Origin of the sequence: Rhizobium sp. BK196 (assembly GCF_014193255.1) — a bacterium.
Lineage (GTDB): Bacteria > Pseudomonadota > Alphaproteobacteria > Rhizobiales > Rhizobiaceae > Rhizobium.
In genome coordinates this window covers 400431-417676 of the sequence record NZ_JACHZB010000002.1, presented here as the reverse complement: position 1 = coordinate 417676, position 17246 = coordinate 400431, and the positions used below count along the sequence as shown (strand labels likewise).

The following is a 17246-nucleotide window of genomic DNA, read 5'->3' as shown; positions in this document are numbered from 1 at the left end:
AGCGAGACATGGCACAAATTAGATTAGACAATATCCGCAAGAGCTTCGGCGCATTCGAAGTCATCAAGGGCGTCAGCATGGACATCCGCAAGGGCGAGTTCATGGTCTTCGTCGGTCCCTCCGGCTGCGGCAAGTCCACCTTGCTGCGCCTGATCTCGGGACTGGAGGACATAACATCAGGCACGCTTTCCTTCGATGGTCAGCCGGTCAATCGTCTTTCGCCGTCGAAGCGCGGCATCGCGATGGTCTTCCAGTCCTACGCGCTCTATCCACATATGACCGTCTACGAAAATATGGCCTTCGGCATGAAACTCTCCGGCCGAACCAGGGAAGAATGCAAGGCGCGCGTCGAACAGGCAGCCGGCATGTTGCAGCTCTCGCCCTATCTGGAGCGCCTGCCTCGCCAGCTTTCGGGCGGTCAGCGCCAGCGCGTCGCCATCGGCCGCGCCATCGTTCGTGACCCCAAGGTCTTCCTGTTCGATGAACCGCTGTCGAACCTTGATGCTGCGTTGCGTGTCGCCACAAGGTTGGAGATCGCCAAGCTTCACCGTGGCATGCATGACACGACCATGATCTATGTCACCCACGATCAGGTTGAGGCCATGACGCTTGCCGATCGTATCTGCGTTCTTCGCGATGGCGTCGTCGAACAGGTGGGAACGCCGATCGAACTCTACGAGACCCCGAATTCGATCTTCGTTGCCGGTTTCATCGGCTCGCCCAAGATGAACTTTCTCTCCGGTCCGTTTGCAGCACCCCATAATGCCCACACGATCGGCGTCAGGGCCGAACATATCGAATTCGCCGATCAGGCCCCAGCTTGGACCGGTACCGTCATCCATTCCGAAATCCTTGGCTCGGACAGTTTCGTCTATCTCGACATCGGCTCCGCAGAGCCGCTCATCGTTCGAGAGACCGGCGTGTCCAGCCATCAGCCCGGCCAACAATTGGGCGTATCGCCGATCAACGGCCGCATTCACCGCTTCGATCAATCCGGACGCGCGCTCGAAAGGGTTCCTTTCAAGGGCGCTGCCTGAACAACCCATCAAATAAACAGGATCTGACCGCTTCCCATCGGTTCCGGTCCGCTACTTGCTGCAAAGGAGCATATCATGGCCATTCGCACCGTCGTATGGGGAGAGAACATCCACGAGACCACCAATGAGATCGTCCGGGGCATCTATCCTGAAGGCATGCACACCACGATCGCCAAAGCGCTGAACACCGATCCGGCGATTTCGGCGACCACCGCGACGCTGCAGGAACCTGAACATGGCCTCACCGAAGCTCGGCTTGCCGAGACCGACGTCCTGACCTGGTGGGGCCACAAGGATCATGGTGCCGTCTCCGATGTTGTCGTCGAGCGCGTCGCCAGGCGGGTCTGGGAAGGCATGGGCCTCTTGGTGCTGCATTCCGGCCATTTCTCCAAGATCTTCAAGCGGCTGATGGGCACGCCCTGCGCGCTGAAATGGCGTGAGGCGGGCGAGCGCGAGCGTCTGTGGACGATCAACCAGCGCCATTCCATCGCCGCCGGCATCGGTGAGCATTTCGAGCTGGAAAACGAGGAAATGTACGGCGAGCAGTTCTCGGTGCCGGAGCCGTTGGAAACGGTGTTCATCTCCTGGTTCCAGGGCGGTGAAGTATTCCGCTCGGGTCTGACCTGGCGTCGTGGTGCGGGCAATATCTTCTATTTCCGTCCCGGCCATGAGACCTATCCGACCTATCATGACGCCAATGTGCAGAAGGTGCTGATCAACGGCGTGAAGTGGGCCTATAACCCCGAGGGTGCATTGAAGAGCATCAGCGATGCTCCAAATGTGCCGGTAGAAAAAGCACTGGAGCCGATCGTCGAACGCGGCCCGAGACTGCATCAGGCCGGCGAAGCCGGTTACCGCTGAGGAGGATAGCAATGCGTCTACTCGTTCTTGGCACAGGCATGATGGCCAAAAGCCAGGCCGCCGGCTTCCTCGCTATCGATGGTGTTGAAGTGGTCGGCGCCGTCGATACGGATCGCACCCGGCTCCATGAATTCGCCGATCATTTCAACATCGAAAAACGCTTCAGCACGCTCGACGAGGCGATCGCCTGGGGTGAATTCGATGCCGCCACAAACGTCACGCCCGACCGTATTCATCACGCAACCAGCCTGGCTCTGATCGCGGCCGGCAAGCATGTCTTCTGCGAAAAGCCGCTGGCGGAAAACTATGCTCACGCGCTCGAGATGACGGAAGCAGCTGAAGCCGCCGGCGTCATCAACATGGTCAACCTCACCTATCGCAACGTCGCACCGCTGCAGCGCGCCCGCGAGATGGTGCTTGCCGGCGAACTCGGGACGATCCGCCATGTCGAGGCCTCTTATCTGCAGAGCTGGCTGGTGTCGCGCGCCTGGGGCGACTGGCGCACGGAATCGCGCTGGTTATGGCGTCTTTCCACTGGTCACGGTTCGAATGGCGTGCTCGGCGATGTCGGTATCCATATCCTCGATTTCGCCGCCTATGGCGCTGCGACCGATATCAATCACGTCTTCGCCCGGCTGAAGACCTTCAACAAGGCACCGGGCGGGCAGATCGGCGAGTACATGCTCGATGCCAATGACAGCTTCACCATGTCGGTCGATTTCGCCAATGGCGCGCTCGGAGTTATCCATGCCAGCCGCTGGGCGACCGGGCATCTCAACGAGCTGAAGCTGCGCATCTATGGCGAGAAGGGCAGTCTCGAGGTCATCCATCGTCCTGATGGCTCGGATCTTCGCGGCTGCCTCGGCGACGACATTGAAAGCGCCACCTGGCGTGATATCGAGGTGCCGGCAGTACCGACCAACTATCAGCGCTTTGCCGAAGCGGTCAGGAGCGGCAAGCAGGACGATCCCACCTTCCGCCATGCCGCCAACCTGCAGAAGGTCATCGACCTCGCGATCGTATCGGAGAAGGAACGTCGGGAGTTCAATCTGCTGGCCGCTGACACCCCGGAGAGCACGGTCGGCCAGGAGCCGGAAAGCAAGGGCGACGATCAGGGACCGGCATTGGCACTTGTCGTCTGACGGCTTGGTGAAACATCGAAGGCCCGAATGATCGGGCCTTCTTTGAATCGACAGAGCTCGCTCTGCTTATTTCATGACAAAGCGCGGACGCCTCGCCGCCGATCACACAATCGGAAGCTAGGCGGCCTTACCAGTCGCACTCACACCCCGATAGGCGATGAGATCCTCGATGGTGATCAGGTGGAAGCCATGCCGCTCGGCAAACCGCTCAAGCTCGGGCAGGCGCGCCATCGTGCCATCATCATTGGCCACTTCGCAGATGACACCCGAAGGCGAAAGACCGGCAAGTCTTGCGAGATCAACAGCAGCCTCCGTATGGCCGGGGCGAGAAAGCACGCCGTTCGGATGCGCACGCAGCGGGAAGATATGACCGGGCCGCGCAAAATCCTCAGGGCGGGAATCCTCGCCGATGAGCGCGCGAACGGTTGCGGCGCGGTCAGCAGCTGAAATACCGGTTGTCGTTTCCGGGATATAGTCAACCGAGACGGTGAACGCCGTCTTCAGGAGTTCGGTATTGTTGGGGACCATCTGCGGGATCTGCAGTTCGTCCAACCGCTCACCTTCCATTGCCACACAGATGAGGCCGCGCGCATAATTCATCATGAAGGCGATCGCCTGGGGAGTGATCGCTTCGGATGCGATGATGAGGTCGCCCTCGTTTTCCCGATCGCGGTCGTCGACGACCACCACGATCTCGCCACGCGCAATCGCGGCGATTGCATCTTCGATTTTGGAAATTGCCATCTTCTCTGCCTTTCAAGGGTTAGCCGCAGTGCGCGGCATTCATGGCCTGTCAAAAGCCACCATTTTCCCTTGGGCGAACAAGCATATGAAACGCCGCGTGCCGAGCGGCGTCCTCTGCGTTGCTCTCTTCCATCCGGACTGTGACCGTCGGCTCCGGCATCTCACCGGATCTGCTGACCCTTCGCTTTCACGAAGGCGCTCGCGGGCTCCGAGTTGCCTCGATACCGCCGGTGGGGAATTGCACCCCGCCCCGAGAACATTGCTTATGTAAATGACGAATGGCTTGTTCTGCAAGAGGCTGGGTGCAGATCGCCGCGCGAGAATTGCCTCCCGGTGATGAAAGCACCGTTTCCTATTGTCGAACAGCGCTAGGACATGATCAGCCCGCCATCGACATTGATGGTCTGGCCGGTGATATAGGCCGCGTCATCGCTTGCAAGAAAAGTGACAAGGCCCGCGACGTCTTCGCCCGATCCGGCGCGCTTCATCGGGATGCCTTCGACCCACTCTTTCATGAGTTCGCCGGGCGCGTAGTTGCCGAGCAGCTTGCCCCATGCCTGGTCATTATAGGCCCACATGTCGGTTTCGATTATGCCCGGGCAGAAGGCGTTGACGGTGATATCATCGGTCGCGACTTCCTTGGCGAGGCTTTGGGTGATGCCGACGACGCCCATCTTCGAGGCGGCATAATGCGGCGTATAGATGAAGCCGTCGCGCGCCTGTCCGGAAGCCGTGTTGATGATACGTCCGCCGCGACCATGTTTGCGCATGCGGGCGATCGCTTCCTGGGCACAGAGGAACACGCCCTTGGTATTGACCGTCATGACCTTGTCCCACTCGCCCTCGGTCATATCCTCGATGCGAGCAATGGTGATGACACCGGCATTCTGGATTGAGACGTCGACGGCGCCGAACGCCTCCTCAGCGGCGTCATAGAGAGCTTTGACGCTTGCCTTGTCGGTGACGTCGCCAACAAAGGAGATCGCTTTGCCGCCATCGGTCTTGATCTGTTCGGCAACGGTATGCACGCTCTCCTCATTGGCGGAGACCACGAGATTGGCGCCCTCGCGTGCAAAGCGTTTGGCAATCGCCGCACCGATACCGCGGCTTGCACCCGTAATGACCACGGTCTTGTTTTCGAAGCGTTGCATTCCATTTATCCTTTCACTGGAGCCCGCGTGAGAGCCGTTTTGCAAACCGGCGACACTTGGCTCCTCACTCAGACTTCAAACGGCTGCAGAAATGATCCCGGCAAATTCAGATGCCTTCAGCGAAGCACCGCCGACCAGCGCTCCATCCACATTGCGAAGCCCGAATATAGCCGCGGCATTGGATGCCTTGACTGAACCGCCATAGAGGATCCTGACCGAATGGCCGTCATCGCCCAGCCGTTCTTCGAGCATCTGCCGGATCGCGGCATGGACCTCCTCAATCTGTTCGTCGGTCGGCACCAGCCCGGTTCCTATCGCCCATACGGGTTCGTAGGCGATGACGAGATTGGCGCTCGTTGCTCCCTCGGGAACAGATTCTCTCAGCTGTCCGCCAACAACTCCGATCGCCCGCCCTTCATCACGCTCGTGCCGCGTTTCACCGACGCAGACGATCGCGATCAAGCCCGCACGATGCGCGGCGACCGCCTTTGCACGGACGATTTCATCATCTTCGCCGTGAGACACACGGCGCTCCGAATGGCCGAGAATGACATAGCGCGCGCCGATATCGGCGAGCATTTCAGCAGAGACATCGCCCGTATGGGCGCCTGACTGCTGCGCATGGCAATCCTGTGCGCCGATGGCCAGGTTCGACCCCTTGACCCGCTCCACTGCGCGATCAATCAGCGTGAGGGGCGGGCAGACAACGATATCGCACGTCGCACTGCCCGTTAGTCCCTTCAGCGCCTCGATCTCAGCTTGGGAGGAGATGAGACCGTTCATTTTCCAGTTGCCTGCGATCAGTTTGCGCATCGTATCACCAGCAGCAGAAGCCGCCGTCGACGAGCAGATCGACGCCCGTCACGAAACTTGCGGCATTCGACAGCAGGAAGACCGCCGGACCGACCATCTCATCGACACCGGCCATGCGCTGCATCGGCGTCTGCTCTTCGAAGAGCTTGGTCTGATGTACCATCTCCGGCCGGGTGTTCATCGGCGTTGCGGTATAGCCCGGCGAAATCGTGTTGACGCGGATGCCGCGCCCGACCCACTCCATGGCGAACGACTTCGACATATGGATCACGCCCGCTTTCGAGGCATTGTAATGGGCCTGGCTCAAACCGCGATTGACGATTACGCCCGACATGGAGGCGATGTTGACGATAGACCCGCGGCCATTCTTCAACATCGCCCGCGCTTCGGCCTGGCAAGACAGGAAGACACCCTTCAGGTTGATGTCCATCAGCGTCTGATACTGGTCCTCTTCCATCTCCTCGGCGGGATTGGCGTTGGCGATTCCGGCCGCATTGACGGCAAGCGAGAGAGCACCGAGATCGGCTTCCGTCCGGGCGACGGCATCCGCCAGAGACCCCTTGCTGGTGACATCAGCAGCAATTTCGACCGAACGGCGGCCGGCGGCCCGGATATGGCTGGCGGTATTGGCAAGGCCGTCATCGGTACGGCGATCGAGCAGTGCCACGTCAGCACCACACTGGGCGAGACCGATGGCGATCCTCTGCCCGATGCCGCTGCCGGCGCCGGTTACGATGGCGACCTGGCCGCTGAGATCGAATAGTTTTGGTGCGTTCAGAGAGATGTCGGACACCGCTCTTCCTTTCTGTCTTTGCCTAGATTGTCGCCAGTTCCATGACCGAGACGTCGTTTGCCTCGTCACGCTTCAGAATGCCTGCCTGTTTGCCCTGCGCCAGCACGAGAATGCGGTTCGACACGCCGAGAACCTCCTCGAGGTCGGAGCTCACGACGATCACCGCAACACCCTGTTTGGCCAGGTTGACGATGATGTCGTAGATACCGGCGCGGGCGCCGACATCGATGCCCCGTGTCGGCTCGTCCAGCACCACGACCTTGGGATCACGCATCAGCCATTTGGCGATGACGACCTTCTGCTGGTTGCCGCCCGAGAGATCGGAAGCGAACTGCTCCGCGCGTCCCTTCACGCCGAATTTCGTCACCGCCTTTTCGGCGAAAACGCGTTTCACGCCCGAGGTGAGCCAGCGCCCGCCAAGCTTGTCGAGATTGGCGTAGATGATGTTCTCGCTGATCTTATGTGCAACCACGAGGCCCTGGTCCTTGCGGTCCTCGGGCACCATCACGATGCCCTTGGCAATCGCATCCGCAGGGCTGCGCAGCTTCAGCGCTTCGCCTTCCAGCCTGATCGAGCCGGCGCTGATTGGATCGGCACCGGAAATCGCCCGCACGAGCTCGGTGCGACCGGCGCCGACGAGGCCGGCGATGCCGAGGATCTCGCCGGCATGAACGTCGAAACTCACATCGCGGAAGGAATCGTCCGGCGACGTCAGGCCGGACACCTCAAGCACGGGTCTGCTTGTGGGCTCGGGAAGGGTCGGAAACATGCGATCGAGCGAGCGACCAACCATGCTTTCGACGATCGTGCGCACCGGCGTCGCGCTGTCGGCAAATTCATGAACGCGCTCTCCATCGCGCAGTACGACGATACGATCGGTGATCTTTTTGATCTCTTCCATGCGGTGGGAGATGTAGATGATGCCCACGCCCTCGGAGCGGAGCTTGCGCACCTGCTCGAACAGGGCTTCCGTCTCCGCCCCGCCAAGGGCTGCCGTCGGCTCATCGAGGATCAGGAGTTTTGCATTGAGCGCCAGCGCCTTGGCGATTTCGATGAGCTGCTGGTTGGCGGTCGAGAGACCGGCAACCTTTCGAGTCGCGGGAATGTGCAGGTTCAGCCGTGCGAGCTGCTCCTGGGCACGGCGGACCATTTGCGTGCGGTCGACTACGCCATTCTTCATCGGCCATCGGCCGATAAAGACATTTTCGGCGATGGAAAGATGCGGCAGAAGCTGCAGTTCCTGGTGAATCAGCACGACGCCGTTGTCGATCGCCTCGCGCGGAGCGGCCGGGGCATAAGGCTGCCCCAGCCATGTCATCGAGCCCTCGGACGGTGTGCGCGATCCGGCAATGATGCCTGACAGCGTCGACTTGCCGGCGCCGTTTTCACCGAGCAGCGCCACCACCTCGCCGGGATAGACGTCCAGGTCCACGTTTTTCAGAACCTGGAGCGGTCCGTAGCGCTTGGATATGCCCCTCAGGGAAAGAACCGGCTCGGTCACAGCACACCTCCTCGAGATTTCGACTGATTACGGATGGTTGGCGATGAAGCCTGCCACGTTTTCCTTGGTCGTCAGCGTGGCGTCCATCAGCTGGACCGGCGGCACCTTTTCCTTGGCAGCGAGCTTGACCGCATTCTCCACCGCATCGCGGCCCATCTTCTGCGTCTGCTGCGTCGCGGTCACGTCGAACACACCCTTGCTGAGGGCCTCGAGTGCGGCGGTGTCGCCATCAAAACCACCGACCACGATCTTTTGGGATGGATTGGCGACCTTGATCGCCTGAGCCGCACCGAGCGCCAGTCCATCTGCCTGGGCAAAGACGATCGAGACATCCGAATTCGACTGAAGCATGTTCTGCATGATCTGGAAGCCTTCGTCCTGGCTCCACATGTTGGAATATTGCTCGGCGACGACGCCCACGTCCGGATAGGCCTTCAGGGATTCCAGGCATCCCTTGGTGCGGTCGAGTTCCGGCGTGGTGCCCTTCTGGCCATGGATGATGACCATCTTGCCCTTGCCACCGGCTTCCTTGAGGATGTAGTCGCAAACCGCCTTGGCGGAGGCAACGGAATCGGTCGCCAGGAAGGTATCGCCCGGAGCGCCTTCGGCATTCCGGTCGACGTTGACGACCGGAATGCCGGCCTGCTTTGCGAGCTTGACCGGCACACTGGCTGCAGCAGCGCCTGCCGGGATGTAGATCAGTGCGTCGATATTCTGGGTCAGCAGGTCCTGGATCTGGTTGACCTGGGTCGGGCCATCGCCCTTGGCGTCTACGGTGACGACCTCGATGCCACGCTTCTTGGCTTCAGCTTCGACAGACTGCTTGATCTGGTTGAAGAAGTTTGCCTGCAAATTGGCGACCGCAAGGCCGAGCTTCTTGACTTCGGCCGCCTGGACGGATCCGAGGCTAAGGCCAAGCAGGGCGGCAGACGCGAGCAGAGTGCGCGAAAATTTCATGTCAGTTCCTCCGTTGTTAATGAACCCTCGGGTATCCTCCCCCTCGGGCAATAGCTCCGCTCCAAACCTTTCGGAGAGGAATTTCTGGACCCGCATCGTCCGCGGGCCGAATGATCAGGCAGCCCGCCGCTTGCGGATCGTTTCAGCACCGACAGCGAGAACGATGACGACACCGATGATGACCTGCTGCAGGAAGGGCGAGACGTTGAGCAGATTGAGGCCGTTACGCAGAACGCCGATGATCAGCACCCCGATGAGCGTCCCGCCAATGCCGCCTGCGCCGCCCGACAGAGACGTTCCGCCGATGACGACGGCCGCGATCGTGTCCAGCTCGTAGCCAAAACCGCTGGACGGCTGAACCGAGTCCAGACGGGCGGCAAGAACGATACCGGCAAGACCTGCGAGCGCGGCACTCGCCACGTACACAAGAATAGTCACAAGCTGGACGTTGATGCCGGCAAGACGGGCAACTTCGGGATTGCCGCCAACCGCGTAGAGCATGCGGCCTTCTGCGCGGAAGTGCAGAAAAACCCAGGCAGCGGCGACGACTGCCAGCATCAGGAAGACGGTTGCGGTCAGGATGCCGAAGTGGCGGTCAATGGCCAGCATCATGAACCAGTCGGGGAAGCCGACGATCTGCTGGCCGTCGGTGATCATGTTCGCCACGCCGCGCGCGGCCGACATCATCGCGAGCGTCGCGATAAACGCGGGCACCCTGAACCAGGTCACCATGATACCGACGATCAGGCCGCTGATCATAGAGGCAACGAGCGCTGCCACGATGCCGAGGCCTAGCGGCAGGCCGGCGACGTTCGCCGTCCAGCCCATCACCATCATCGCGAGAGCGAGGACCGAACCTACCGAAAGGTCGATGCCGCCGATCAGGATCACGAAGGTCATACCGACTGCCATGATGCCGAGCACGGTGATCTGGTCGAGAATATTCAGACCATTGCGGACGGAGAGAAATGCATCAGTGCTGAAGGTCAGGAACAGGCAGAGCAAAAGCAGTCCAATGAGCGGTCCGGTTGCTCCCGTGAGCTTGCTCACCCACGTCCCGGACGGACGGCTCTGTTCATTCACGTCGATCGCCACCATCGTTCCTCCCTGGGATTAAGGCCGGCGGCCAATATTTCTTCAAGCAAGAATATTTATTCATGCCTGCTGGAAAATTCATTAACAACTTGCCTAGATGCTGTCAATCAGCTTTTTGGGTGATGAGCTAAGCGTGATACCCAATAAAGGGCTTGACTAAGGCTGCCTGTGTGCAAAAATATAACTACATGAATATTTATGCACAAGAGGAAACGATGGAGCCTTCCGAACTTGAACGTGTTGCTCGCCAGATACGTCTGCGCGACCTCCAGGCCGTATACGAGGCAGGCGCCGGCCATATTGGTGGCGAGATGTCGGTGATTGATCTCCTCACCGCACTTTACTTTCGTGTGCTGCGTATCTGGCCCGACCAGCCCAAACACCCCGATCGAGACAGGTTCGTGCTGTCGAAGGGCCATACGGCCTGCGCGCTCTATGTCGCGCTCGCCAGGCGAGGGTTTATTCCGGAGGAAGAAATCTCGACCTTCCTGAAGCCGCATTCCCGGCTAAACGGCCACCCGAATTGCAACAAGGTGCCGGGTGTCGAAACCAACACTGGGCCTCTGGGACACGGGCTGCCGGTCGCTGTCGGGATGGCGAAGGCGGCGAAACTCTCGGGCGCGAAATACCACACCTATGTCATCACCGGCGACGGCGAGATGCAGGAAGGCTCCAACTGGGAGGCGATCATGGCGGCATACCAGTTCCGCCTGGACAACCTGACCTTGATCATCGACCACAACAGGTTCCAGCAGGGCGCTTCGCTCTCGGACACCAACGATCTCGCGCCGCTTCGCCCCAAGCTCGAGGCCTTCGGCTGGGAAGTCAGCGAAATTAACGGCAATGACATGCACGCGATCGTGCCCGCTCTCGAGCATCGCTCCGACCGCCCCCATTGCATCGTGGCTCACACCAACAAGGGCCATGGCATCTCTTTCATGCAGGATCGCGTCGACTGGCACCACAAGGTTCCGAGCAAGGAACAGTATGAAACCGCATTGGCAGAACTGTCGGAGGCACTCTAATGAACGCGCCCGTAAACCCACCGAAGCTCTATGACTGCCGCGATGCCTTTGCAGCGACGCTTGAGCGTCTGGCCGGCGAGAATGAAACCATCGTCGCCGTCTGCAACGACTCGGTCGGCTCCTCCAAGCTCGGCGGCTTCAAGTCGAAATTTCCTGATCGCCTCGTCAATGTCGGCATCGCCGAGCAGAACATGGTCGGCGTCGGCGCCGGTCTCGCCAATGGCGGACGCCTGCCCTATGTCTGCGGCGCCTCGCCGTTCCTGACCGGCCGATCGCTTGAGCAAATCAAGGCCGACATTTCCTACTCTAATGCCAACGTCAAGCTCGTCGGCATTTCCTCAGGGATGGCTTACGGCGAACTCGGCCCGACCCATCATTCGATCGAAGACTTCGCTTGGACGCGCGTGCTGCCGAATCTGCCCGTCATCGCCCCCTGCGACCGGATCGAGACCGCCGCCGCCGTCGAATGGGCCGCAAGCTATAATGGCCCCTGCTTCCTGCGCCTGTCGCGCGTCGGCGTTCCGGATCTCCTGCCCGAAGATCACAAATTCGAAGTCGGCAAGGCGAACCTGCTGCGTGAAGGCTCCGATGTCACGCTGATTGCCAACGGCACGCTGACCCACCGCATGATGAAGGCCGCTGAGATCCTCGCCGGGCGCGGCATCAAGGCGCGCGTGCTCAACATGGCGACCGTTCGCCCGATCGACGAGGCCGCCATCATCGCGGCGGCCAAAGAGACTGGCGCGATCGTGACGGCGGAAGAGCATTCGATCTTCGGCGGCCTCGGTTCCGCCGTCGCCGAAGTGGTCGTCGACAACGCGCCCGTGCCGATGAAGCGCCTTGGCGTTCCCGGCATCTACGCGCCGACCGGTTCGGCCGAATTCCTCCTCGACGAATTCGGCATGGCGCCAACAGCGATCGCGGATGCGGCCCAGGCCCTGATAAAGCGCAAATAATCTGATAGCAGTCCTTAAAGCCGGAGCGCGCATCCGCTCCGGCCGTTGGTTTGAGGAGAAGATGATGCGGGCTATTCTGGCGATCGACCAGGGCACCACCAATTCGAAGGCAGTGCTGGTTTCCGAAACCGGAGAGGTGCTTGCCAGAGGCTCGGCCGCCGTCGGCATCTCCTATCCGCAACCGGGCTGGGTCGAGCAGGATCCCCGCCGAATCTTTGCCTCTGTCTGCGAAGCGATCGAGGCTTGCCTGAAGAAAATTTCCGGCGTCACCGTCGAGGCGGTGGCGGTGTCCAACCAGCGCGAATCCGTCTCTGTCTGGGACGCAGAGACCGGCGAAGCGCTGGGTCCGGTGCTGAGCTGGCAGTGCCGCCGTACCGCGCCGGACTGCGAGCGCCTGATCGCCGAAGGTCATTTCGGCCGCGTAGAGGCGCTGACGGGCCTTCCCCTCGACCCGATGTTTCCCGGATCGAAATTCCGCTGGCTGCTCGATCGCGTACCAGCCGGGCGCCGGGTGCGCCTCGGCACGATCGATAGCTGGCTTATCCATTGTCTGACGGGCGGCAGCCGCCACGTCTGCGATGCCTCCAATGCCGCCCGCAGCCAGTTGTTCGACCTGAATGGCCAGGCCTGGAGCGCGGAACTCGGCGAAATCTTCGGCGTCAATATCGGCCTTCTCCCTGAAGTGCTCGACAGCTCCGCCGATTTCGGCACGACACGGGGGCTTCCCGGCATCCCCGATGGCACGCCGATCCGATCCGCCATCGGCGACAGCCATGCTGCGCTCTTCGGCCATGGCGCCTTCAAACCCGGCGACGGCAAGGTGACGTTCGGAACCGGTTCGTCGGTCATGACGACATTGCCGCGCTTCATCGCGCCGCAAAACGGCATCACCACGACGGTCGCCTGGCGGATCGCCGGCGTGCCGACCTTCGCCTTCGAAGGCAATATCCTCGTTTCGGCCGCGAGCCTCCCCTGGATGGCCGGCATTCTGGGCCTTCCCGATGTGGCCGCCCTCGTTGACCTTGCGGCGACGGCTGAGCCGGGCGGACCGGGATTCGTGCCGGCCTTCGTCGGCCTCGGCGCCCCCTACTGGAACTCCGACGCCCGCGCGCTCTTCGCCCAGATCAACTTTTCCACGACCCGCGCCCAGATGGCCCGGTCGGTGACAGATTCGATCGCCTGCCAGGTGCATGACGTGATCGCCGCCATGCGCGCTCAGAGCGGCGGCAAACTCGGCGCTCTCTATGTCGACGGCGGCCCGAGCCAGAACCGCTTCCTGATGCAATGCGTGTCGAACCTGATCGAGCATGACGTCATCCAGTGCGAGGCGCCTGAGGCTTCCGCTCTCGGTGCCGCCTATCTCGCCGGGCTTTCGCTCGGCCTGTGGAAGGACCTCGATGCGATCGAGGCGCTCCCGAGAAGCACCGAAGTGATCCGCCCCGAAGAGATCGATCGCACTAGCCTTCTCAATACATGGAATGATGCGCTGGCCCGCTCGACGTCGCGACCCACACCGGTTAAATGTGAATAAAAATTCAAGCCGGTATTGCCCATGTCCCGCCTCAACGAACTCCGCCTGATCTCCAGGGTCGCCCAGATGTACCACATCGAAGGGCGACGGCAGGCGGAGATCGCGCAGCATCTGCGGCTTTCCCAGGCGACGGTCTCGCGGATGCTGAAGAGGGCCGAAGCCGAGGACATCGTTCGCACCAGCGTCATCCCGCCGGTCGGCACTTACAGTGACCTCGAGGGAGCGCTGCGGCAAAAGTTCGACCTTCCCGAAGCAATCGTCGTCGAGTGCAGCGAGGACCGGGACGGCGCCATCATGGCTAGAATCGGTGAGGCCGCAGCCCATCTTCTGGAGATCACACTCGCACCCGGCGAAATCGTCGGAGTGTCGAGCTGGAGCCAGACCATCTTCAAGATGGTCGAAAACATCCATCCGCAGAAAAGCGCCCAGGTAAAATACGTCGTCCAGACCCTCGGGGGCATGGGTGACCCTTCGGTGCAGACGCATGCCACCCAGCTCACCACCCGCCTTGCCCGCCTCACCGGCGCTGAACCCAAACTGCTTCCCGTCCAGGGCGTGACGACATCGAGGGAAGCCAGGCTCCTGATGCAGTCAGATCCCTTCGTCCGTGAGACCATGGATCTGTTCGGCAGCATCACCCTCGCCATTGTCGGCATCGGCGCGGTGGAGCCGTCCGAATTGCTTGCACGCTCGGGCAACATCTTCTCGTCGCGGGAACTCGCCGATCTCGCCGAAGCCGGCGCCGTCGGCGACATTTCACTGCGCTTCTTCGACAAGGACGGCAAACCGGTGAAGACGCCGCTGGATGACCGGGTCATCGGGCTTCCGCTCGAGGACCTTGCGCGAGTGGATCGGGTCATCGCGCTGGCTGGCGGCGCGAAGAAGACGGCAGCGATCTCAGGTGCCCTCCGCGTTGGCGTCATCGACATGCTGGTAACCGACAAGTTTACCGCCCAGCGATTGATCGAGGCGACGGCTTGACGAGACCGTCGAACGCTGTGGTGCACGGTGGCATTTCTGGCAACGATGGTTAACGAACTCTTGGCTTATGCGACACAAATCTAGTCACCGGTCAAACCACGGCGCGTCGCTCATTAAGCGGCCGATGCATCAGTAGCCGGCCATCTTTGTTACGGCGACCATTGGCCGACGACCGTCGGTCGTTTGTCCGTCCAGGACGGAGGTAGGCCAATTTGCGAGCCCGCGAAGTCCTTCAGGCCGGGCGAACGACCGAACCGCTCGCAAGCCGGATATTTTGGTCTTCCGCCGAGGCCCGACTTGATTTTCTGGGCAGAAGGGATTTTCGGCAGCCCCTTATAAGGTGTCTTCCCAGTGACGAGCATTTTTGAGAAGTCGCTTCCGAAACTCGACGCGAGTGAGTAGGCGTCGCCGATCTGGGAAACACGTGCACTTGTGGTGATAGCGTTGGCACCCTTCGCCCAAACCATGGCGCCCACCTGCCTGCCGCCCCTTGTCGTCGCTTCAGCTTCGACCGCAAGGCCTCCGAGGCCTATTGGCAGTCGCGGGACCGGAACAGGAACGACGAACGATGCACCGAGCGACGTCGCGGTCGACAGGCCGGCAGCCGTGGCGCTGGTCGCCACGATACGGGTGACGGTGGCGTGAACGACGAGATCGGCGTTCTCCCTCCGGTCGACAACCTGGAAACGATCGCTGACGCCAACGCAGAGGGCGCGGCTGATCACATTGGCGACAAGGGCCTGGTCGGAAGGCTTCTTGATCGAAAGCGCAGCGGTCGGCGAAACCGTGGTTGGTTCGATATATATCGTCTTGTTCGCCACGAGATCGCCTGGATCGACTTTGAATTTCGCCTTTGTGAATTTACCGTTGTTCGATGTAAGGCCATCATAGGATGTCAGCGTGTTCGCCTGTTCGAGCGGCACCGCGGCGCAACCCGTGACAGCCGCTGACAACAGGCAGGCAAACAGGGCCGGCGCGATCCGCCCCCATTGGGGTCGAATGCCTGCCAGACCAATTCCGGAATGCGACATTTGGTTCTCCTGTGGTTGATAAGGGAGGGAGGGTTGGCACGGCTATTGCGTCGCTTGGGCGGACTGCGCCGCGGCGAGATCCGTAAAGATCGGCTTGTCCTTCCATAGACTGCCGCTCGCCATTTTCGCGTATCCGAGGTTGTAGACGGCGCGCATGTAGTCGGTATTGAACGGGTCGGTCATCGTGTAGGGAATCTGCGCATCGATAGAGGCGACGCGGAATCGAATGCCATTCTTCCGGGCGTAGACGTAGGTGGCCACCAGCGCACTGCGTGTCTGCGCCTTGATGAGAGCAGTACTCGCCCTCGCCATGACAGCAAGAGTATTGTTCGTCGTCGTCGAGAATTCAGGCATCAACGCGTTGTTGACGATGACATACATGTTGAGCTTGAAATCCTTGGGCCAGGCGTCATTCTGCGGATTGACCATCCACCCCTCCGGGATCGTCAGAACCTGCGACGATGACCCCCCGTCTGAGTGCATTTCCTCAAACGCCTGTCCGCCGGCGGTGGCCTTGATTAGCACGGCCGGGAATATGCCGGGTATGCTGGCCGAGGCGATGATGACGTCCTGGAACAGCTTCAGCGCGTCGGGCCGACTACTGTTGGCGATGGCCCCCATGTTCCAGATGACCGCTCTTTGGGAATCGAGATTGGTGGTCAGGACAAAAAGGCGCCGTCCCCTCCGGTACTCGCTTGCAATTTTTGCAAAAATGTTCGGCGTCAGATGGCGTTCGACCATCCGGCGAAGCGGCGCCTCTTTCAGCAGGCTCGCTCCAAGCAGGCCCTTCGGCAGGAAATCGGCATCGACCAGCGTCTTGGCGACGCCGCTCGTGTAGAGGTCGACGAGGGTATCGTCGTAGGCCCGACCGAGGAAGGCATAGGGCGCAATCAACGCGCCCGTGCTGACGCCGCTGACGACGTCGAATTCCGGTCGTCCCTTGTCCGACCAGGCTTTCAACGCCCCGACGCTGAAAGCGCCTGCAGCGCCGCCACCCGACAACACCAAGTAATTGACGTCCTTGCGCCTCGGGATCGTCAGCCACGCAGAACCGTCAAAGCGTGTCGAATCCGCATAGATGCGGATGTCATCGAATCCTTCGATATTGGCATTTGCCGCAGCCTTCGGTGTGTAGGCAACTCGGTCCGGCGCCATACAGCCGGCCAGAAGAGCCAGCGTGAAGATGGCTATCAGTCGAATCACGTTTTGTAGCCCTGTCCTTCATTCGGCCCCGGCCCAGCGGTGCGGGCAAGATTGCCGCCAGCCGCGTCGACACGTCCTTTCGGATCGCGTCTGTTGGCATTAATCTGATTCGCGATTGCCTTGGGTTTCATGATGTTAAGATACGTTGCATAGTCGGCGGCCGAGCCGAAAGCGAAGGCATCGTCGAGCACTGACATGTCAAGGGCGGCAGATTCTGGATCAATTGAGCCCGCGCTCGCGTATAGGCTCAAGCGCACGGGCCTCACCGGCTGCTCATCGAGAATCGGTCAAAAGAAGTTGCAATCGTAGTATGACGAAGGATGGTGCGGGGCCTTGCGGGATCGCACGGCTGGTGGATTGCGGCGTGTCTTGATCGTCCTGACGCTACACGAGCCCGTTTGACACGGATCGACTTCGGCGTAAGC

17 protein-coding genes and 1 riboswitch are annotated in these 17246 nt (G+C 60.8%); of the genes, 7 read left to right on the top strand and 10 right to left on the bottom strand.

Annotated features, from left to right (window positions below; translation table 11 throughout):
• Window positions 1-8 precede the first annotated feature (8 nt).
• The 3 genes from FHT78_RS08525 to FHT78_RS08515 all read left to right on the top strand — a co-directional run bounded on the left by FHT78_RS08525 (window position 9) and on the right by FHT78_RS08515 (window position 3040).
• On the top strand, window positions 9-1037 hold the full coding sequence (locus FHT78_RS08525) for an ABC transporter ATP-binding protein (RefSeq protein WP_183742530.1): 1029 nt from the start codon (window positions 9-11) through the stop codon (window positions 1035-1037).
• 75 nt (window positions 1038-1112) lie between these two features.
• On the top strand, window positions 1113-1898 hold the full coding sequence (locus FHT78_RS08520) for a ThuA domain-containing protein (protein WP_183742528.1): 786 nt from the start codon (window positions 1113-1115) through the stop codon (window positions 1896-1898).
• 11 nt (window positions 1899-1909) lie between these two features.
• Window positions 1910-3040: a Gfo/Idh/MocA family oxidoreductase gene (locus FHT78_RS08515; RefSeq protein ID WP_183742526.1), complete on the top strand. Its 1131-nt coding sequence runs from the start codon at window positions 1910-1912 to the stop codon at window positions 3038-3040.
• A 117-nt stretch (window positions 3041-3157) separates the two neighbouring features.
• Here FHT78_RS08515 and ribB read toward each other — a convergent pair whose 3' ends face one another.
• From ribB to FHT78_RS08480, 7 genes are all read right to left on the bottom strand, one after another.
• A complete protein-coding gene (gene ribB, locus FHT78_RS08510; protein ID WP_183742524.1) occupies window positions 3158-3784 on the bottom strand; it encodes a 3,4-dihydroxy-2-butanone-4-phosphate synthase in 627 nt (208 codons plus the stop codon).
• Between the two features lie 117 nt (window positions 3785-3901).
• A riboswitch (FMN riboswitch) is annotated at window positions 3902-4046 on the bottom strand.
• A gap of 106 nt (window positions 4047-4152) precedes the next feature.
• Window positions 4153-4935, bottom strand: coding sequence for a glucose 1-dehydrogenase (locus FHT78_RS08505; RefSeq protein ID WP_183742523.1), 783 nt, complete (start codon window positions 4933-4935; stop codon window positions 4153-4155).
• A gap of 75 nt (window positions 4936-5010) precedes the next feature.
• Complete coding sequence (gene tpiA / locus FHT78_RS08500; RefSeq protein ID WP_183742521.1) at window positions 5011-5748, bottom strand: triose-phosphate isomerase; 738 nt, start codon at window positions 5746-5748, stop codon at window positions 5011-5013.
• A 4-nt stretch (window positions 5749-5752) separates the two neighbouring features.
• Window positions 5753-6541 (bottom strand): SDR family oxidoreductase, encoded by a 789-nt coding sequence (locus FHT78_RS08495; protein ID WP_183742519.1) that lies wholly within the window; start codon window positions 6539-6541, stop codon window positions 5753-5755.
• Between the two features lie 22 nt (window positions 6542-6563).
• Window positions 6564-8042 carry a sugar ABC transporter ATP-binding protein gene (locus tag FHT78_RS08490; protein ID WP_183742517.1) on the bottom strand — a complete coding sequence of 493 codons (1479 nt, stop codon included), beginning with the start codon at window positions 8040-8042 and terminating at the stop codon, window positions 6564-6566.
• Window positions 8043-8069: 27 nt separating this feature from the next.
• Window positions 8070-8999, bottom strand: a complete 930-nt coding sequence (locus FHT78_RS08485) for a sugar ABC transporter substrate-binding protein (RefSeq protein WP_183742515.1) — start codon at window positions 8997-8999, stop codon at window positions 8070-8072.
• Between the two features lie 114 nt (window positions 9000-9113).
• Window positions 9114-10097 (bottom strand): ABC transporter permease, encoded by a 984-nt coding sequence (locus FHT78_RS08480; RefSeq protein WP_183742513.1) that lies wholly within the window; start codon window positions 10095-10097, stop codon window positions 9114-9116.
• A gap of 212 nt (window positions 10098-10309) precedes the next feature.
• On the opposite strand from FHT78_RS08480, the gene FHT78_RS08475 reads away from it, so the two are divergent.
• From FHT78_RS08475 to FHT78_RS08460, 4 genes are all read left to right on the top strand, one after another.
• Entirely contained in the window at window positions 10310-11119 is an 810-nt protein-coding gene (locus FHT78_RS08475; RefSeq protein WP_183742511.1) for a transketolase, read from the top strand.
• A complete protein-coding gene (locus FHT78_RS08470) occupies window positions 11119-12075 on the top strand; it encodes a transketolase family protein (RefSeq protein ID WP_183742509.1) in 957 nt (318 codons plus the stop codon). The genes FHT78_RS08475 and FHT78_RS08470 overlap by 1 nt, the downstream gene beginning before the upstream one ends.
• 64 nt (window positions 12076-12139) lie before the next feature.
• Window positions 12140-13606, top strand: coding sequence for an FGGY-family carbohydrate kinase (locus FHT78_RS08465; protein WP_183743454.1), 1467 nt, complete (start codon window positions 12140-12142; stop codon window positions 13604-13606).
• A 21-nt stretch (window positions 13607-13627) separates the two neighbouring features.
• Window positions 13628-14587: a sugar-binding transcriptional regulator gene (locus FHT78_RS08460; protein WP_183742507.1), complete on the top strand. Its 960-nt coding sequence runs from the start codon at window positions 13628-13630 to the stop codon at window positions 14585-14587.
• Between the two features lie 149 nt (window positions 14588-14736).
• Here FHT78_RS08460 and FHT78_RS08455 read toward each other — a convergent pair whose 3' ends face one another.
• Genes FHT78_RS08455 through FHT78_RS08445 form a run of 3 tightly spaced genes read right to left on the bottom strand, consistent with a single transcriptional unit; the run spans window position 14737 to window position 17072 of the window.
• Entirely contained in the window at window positions 14737-15618 is an 882-nt protein-coding gene (locus FHT78_RS08455; protein ID WP_183742505.1) for a DUF3313 domain-containing protein, read from the bottom strand.
• A 42-nt stretch (window positions 15619-15660) separates the two neighbouring features.
• The gene (locus FHT78_RS08450) at window positions 15661-16821 is read right to left on the bottom strand and encodes a patatin-like phospholipase family protein (RefSeq protein WP_348644725.1); all 1161 of its coding nucleotides are present in this window, start codon (window positions 16819-16821) and stop codon (window positions 15661-15663) included.
• Window positions 16818-17072 (bottom strand): hypothetical protein, encoded by a 255-nt coding sequence (locus FHT78_RS08445; RefSeq protein WP_183742503.1) that lies wholly within the window; start codon window positions 17070-17072, stop codon window positions 16818-16820. The genes FHT78_RS08450 and FHT78_RS08445 overlap by 4 nt, the downstream gene beginning before the upstream one ends.
• Between the last annotated feature and the right edge of the window lie 174 nt (window positions 17073-17246).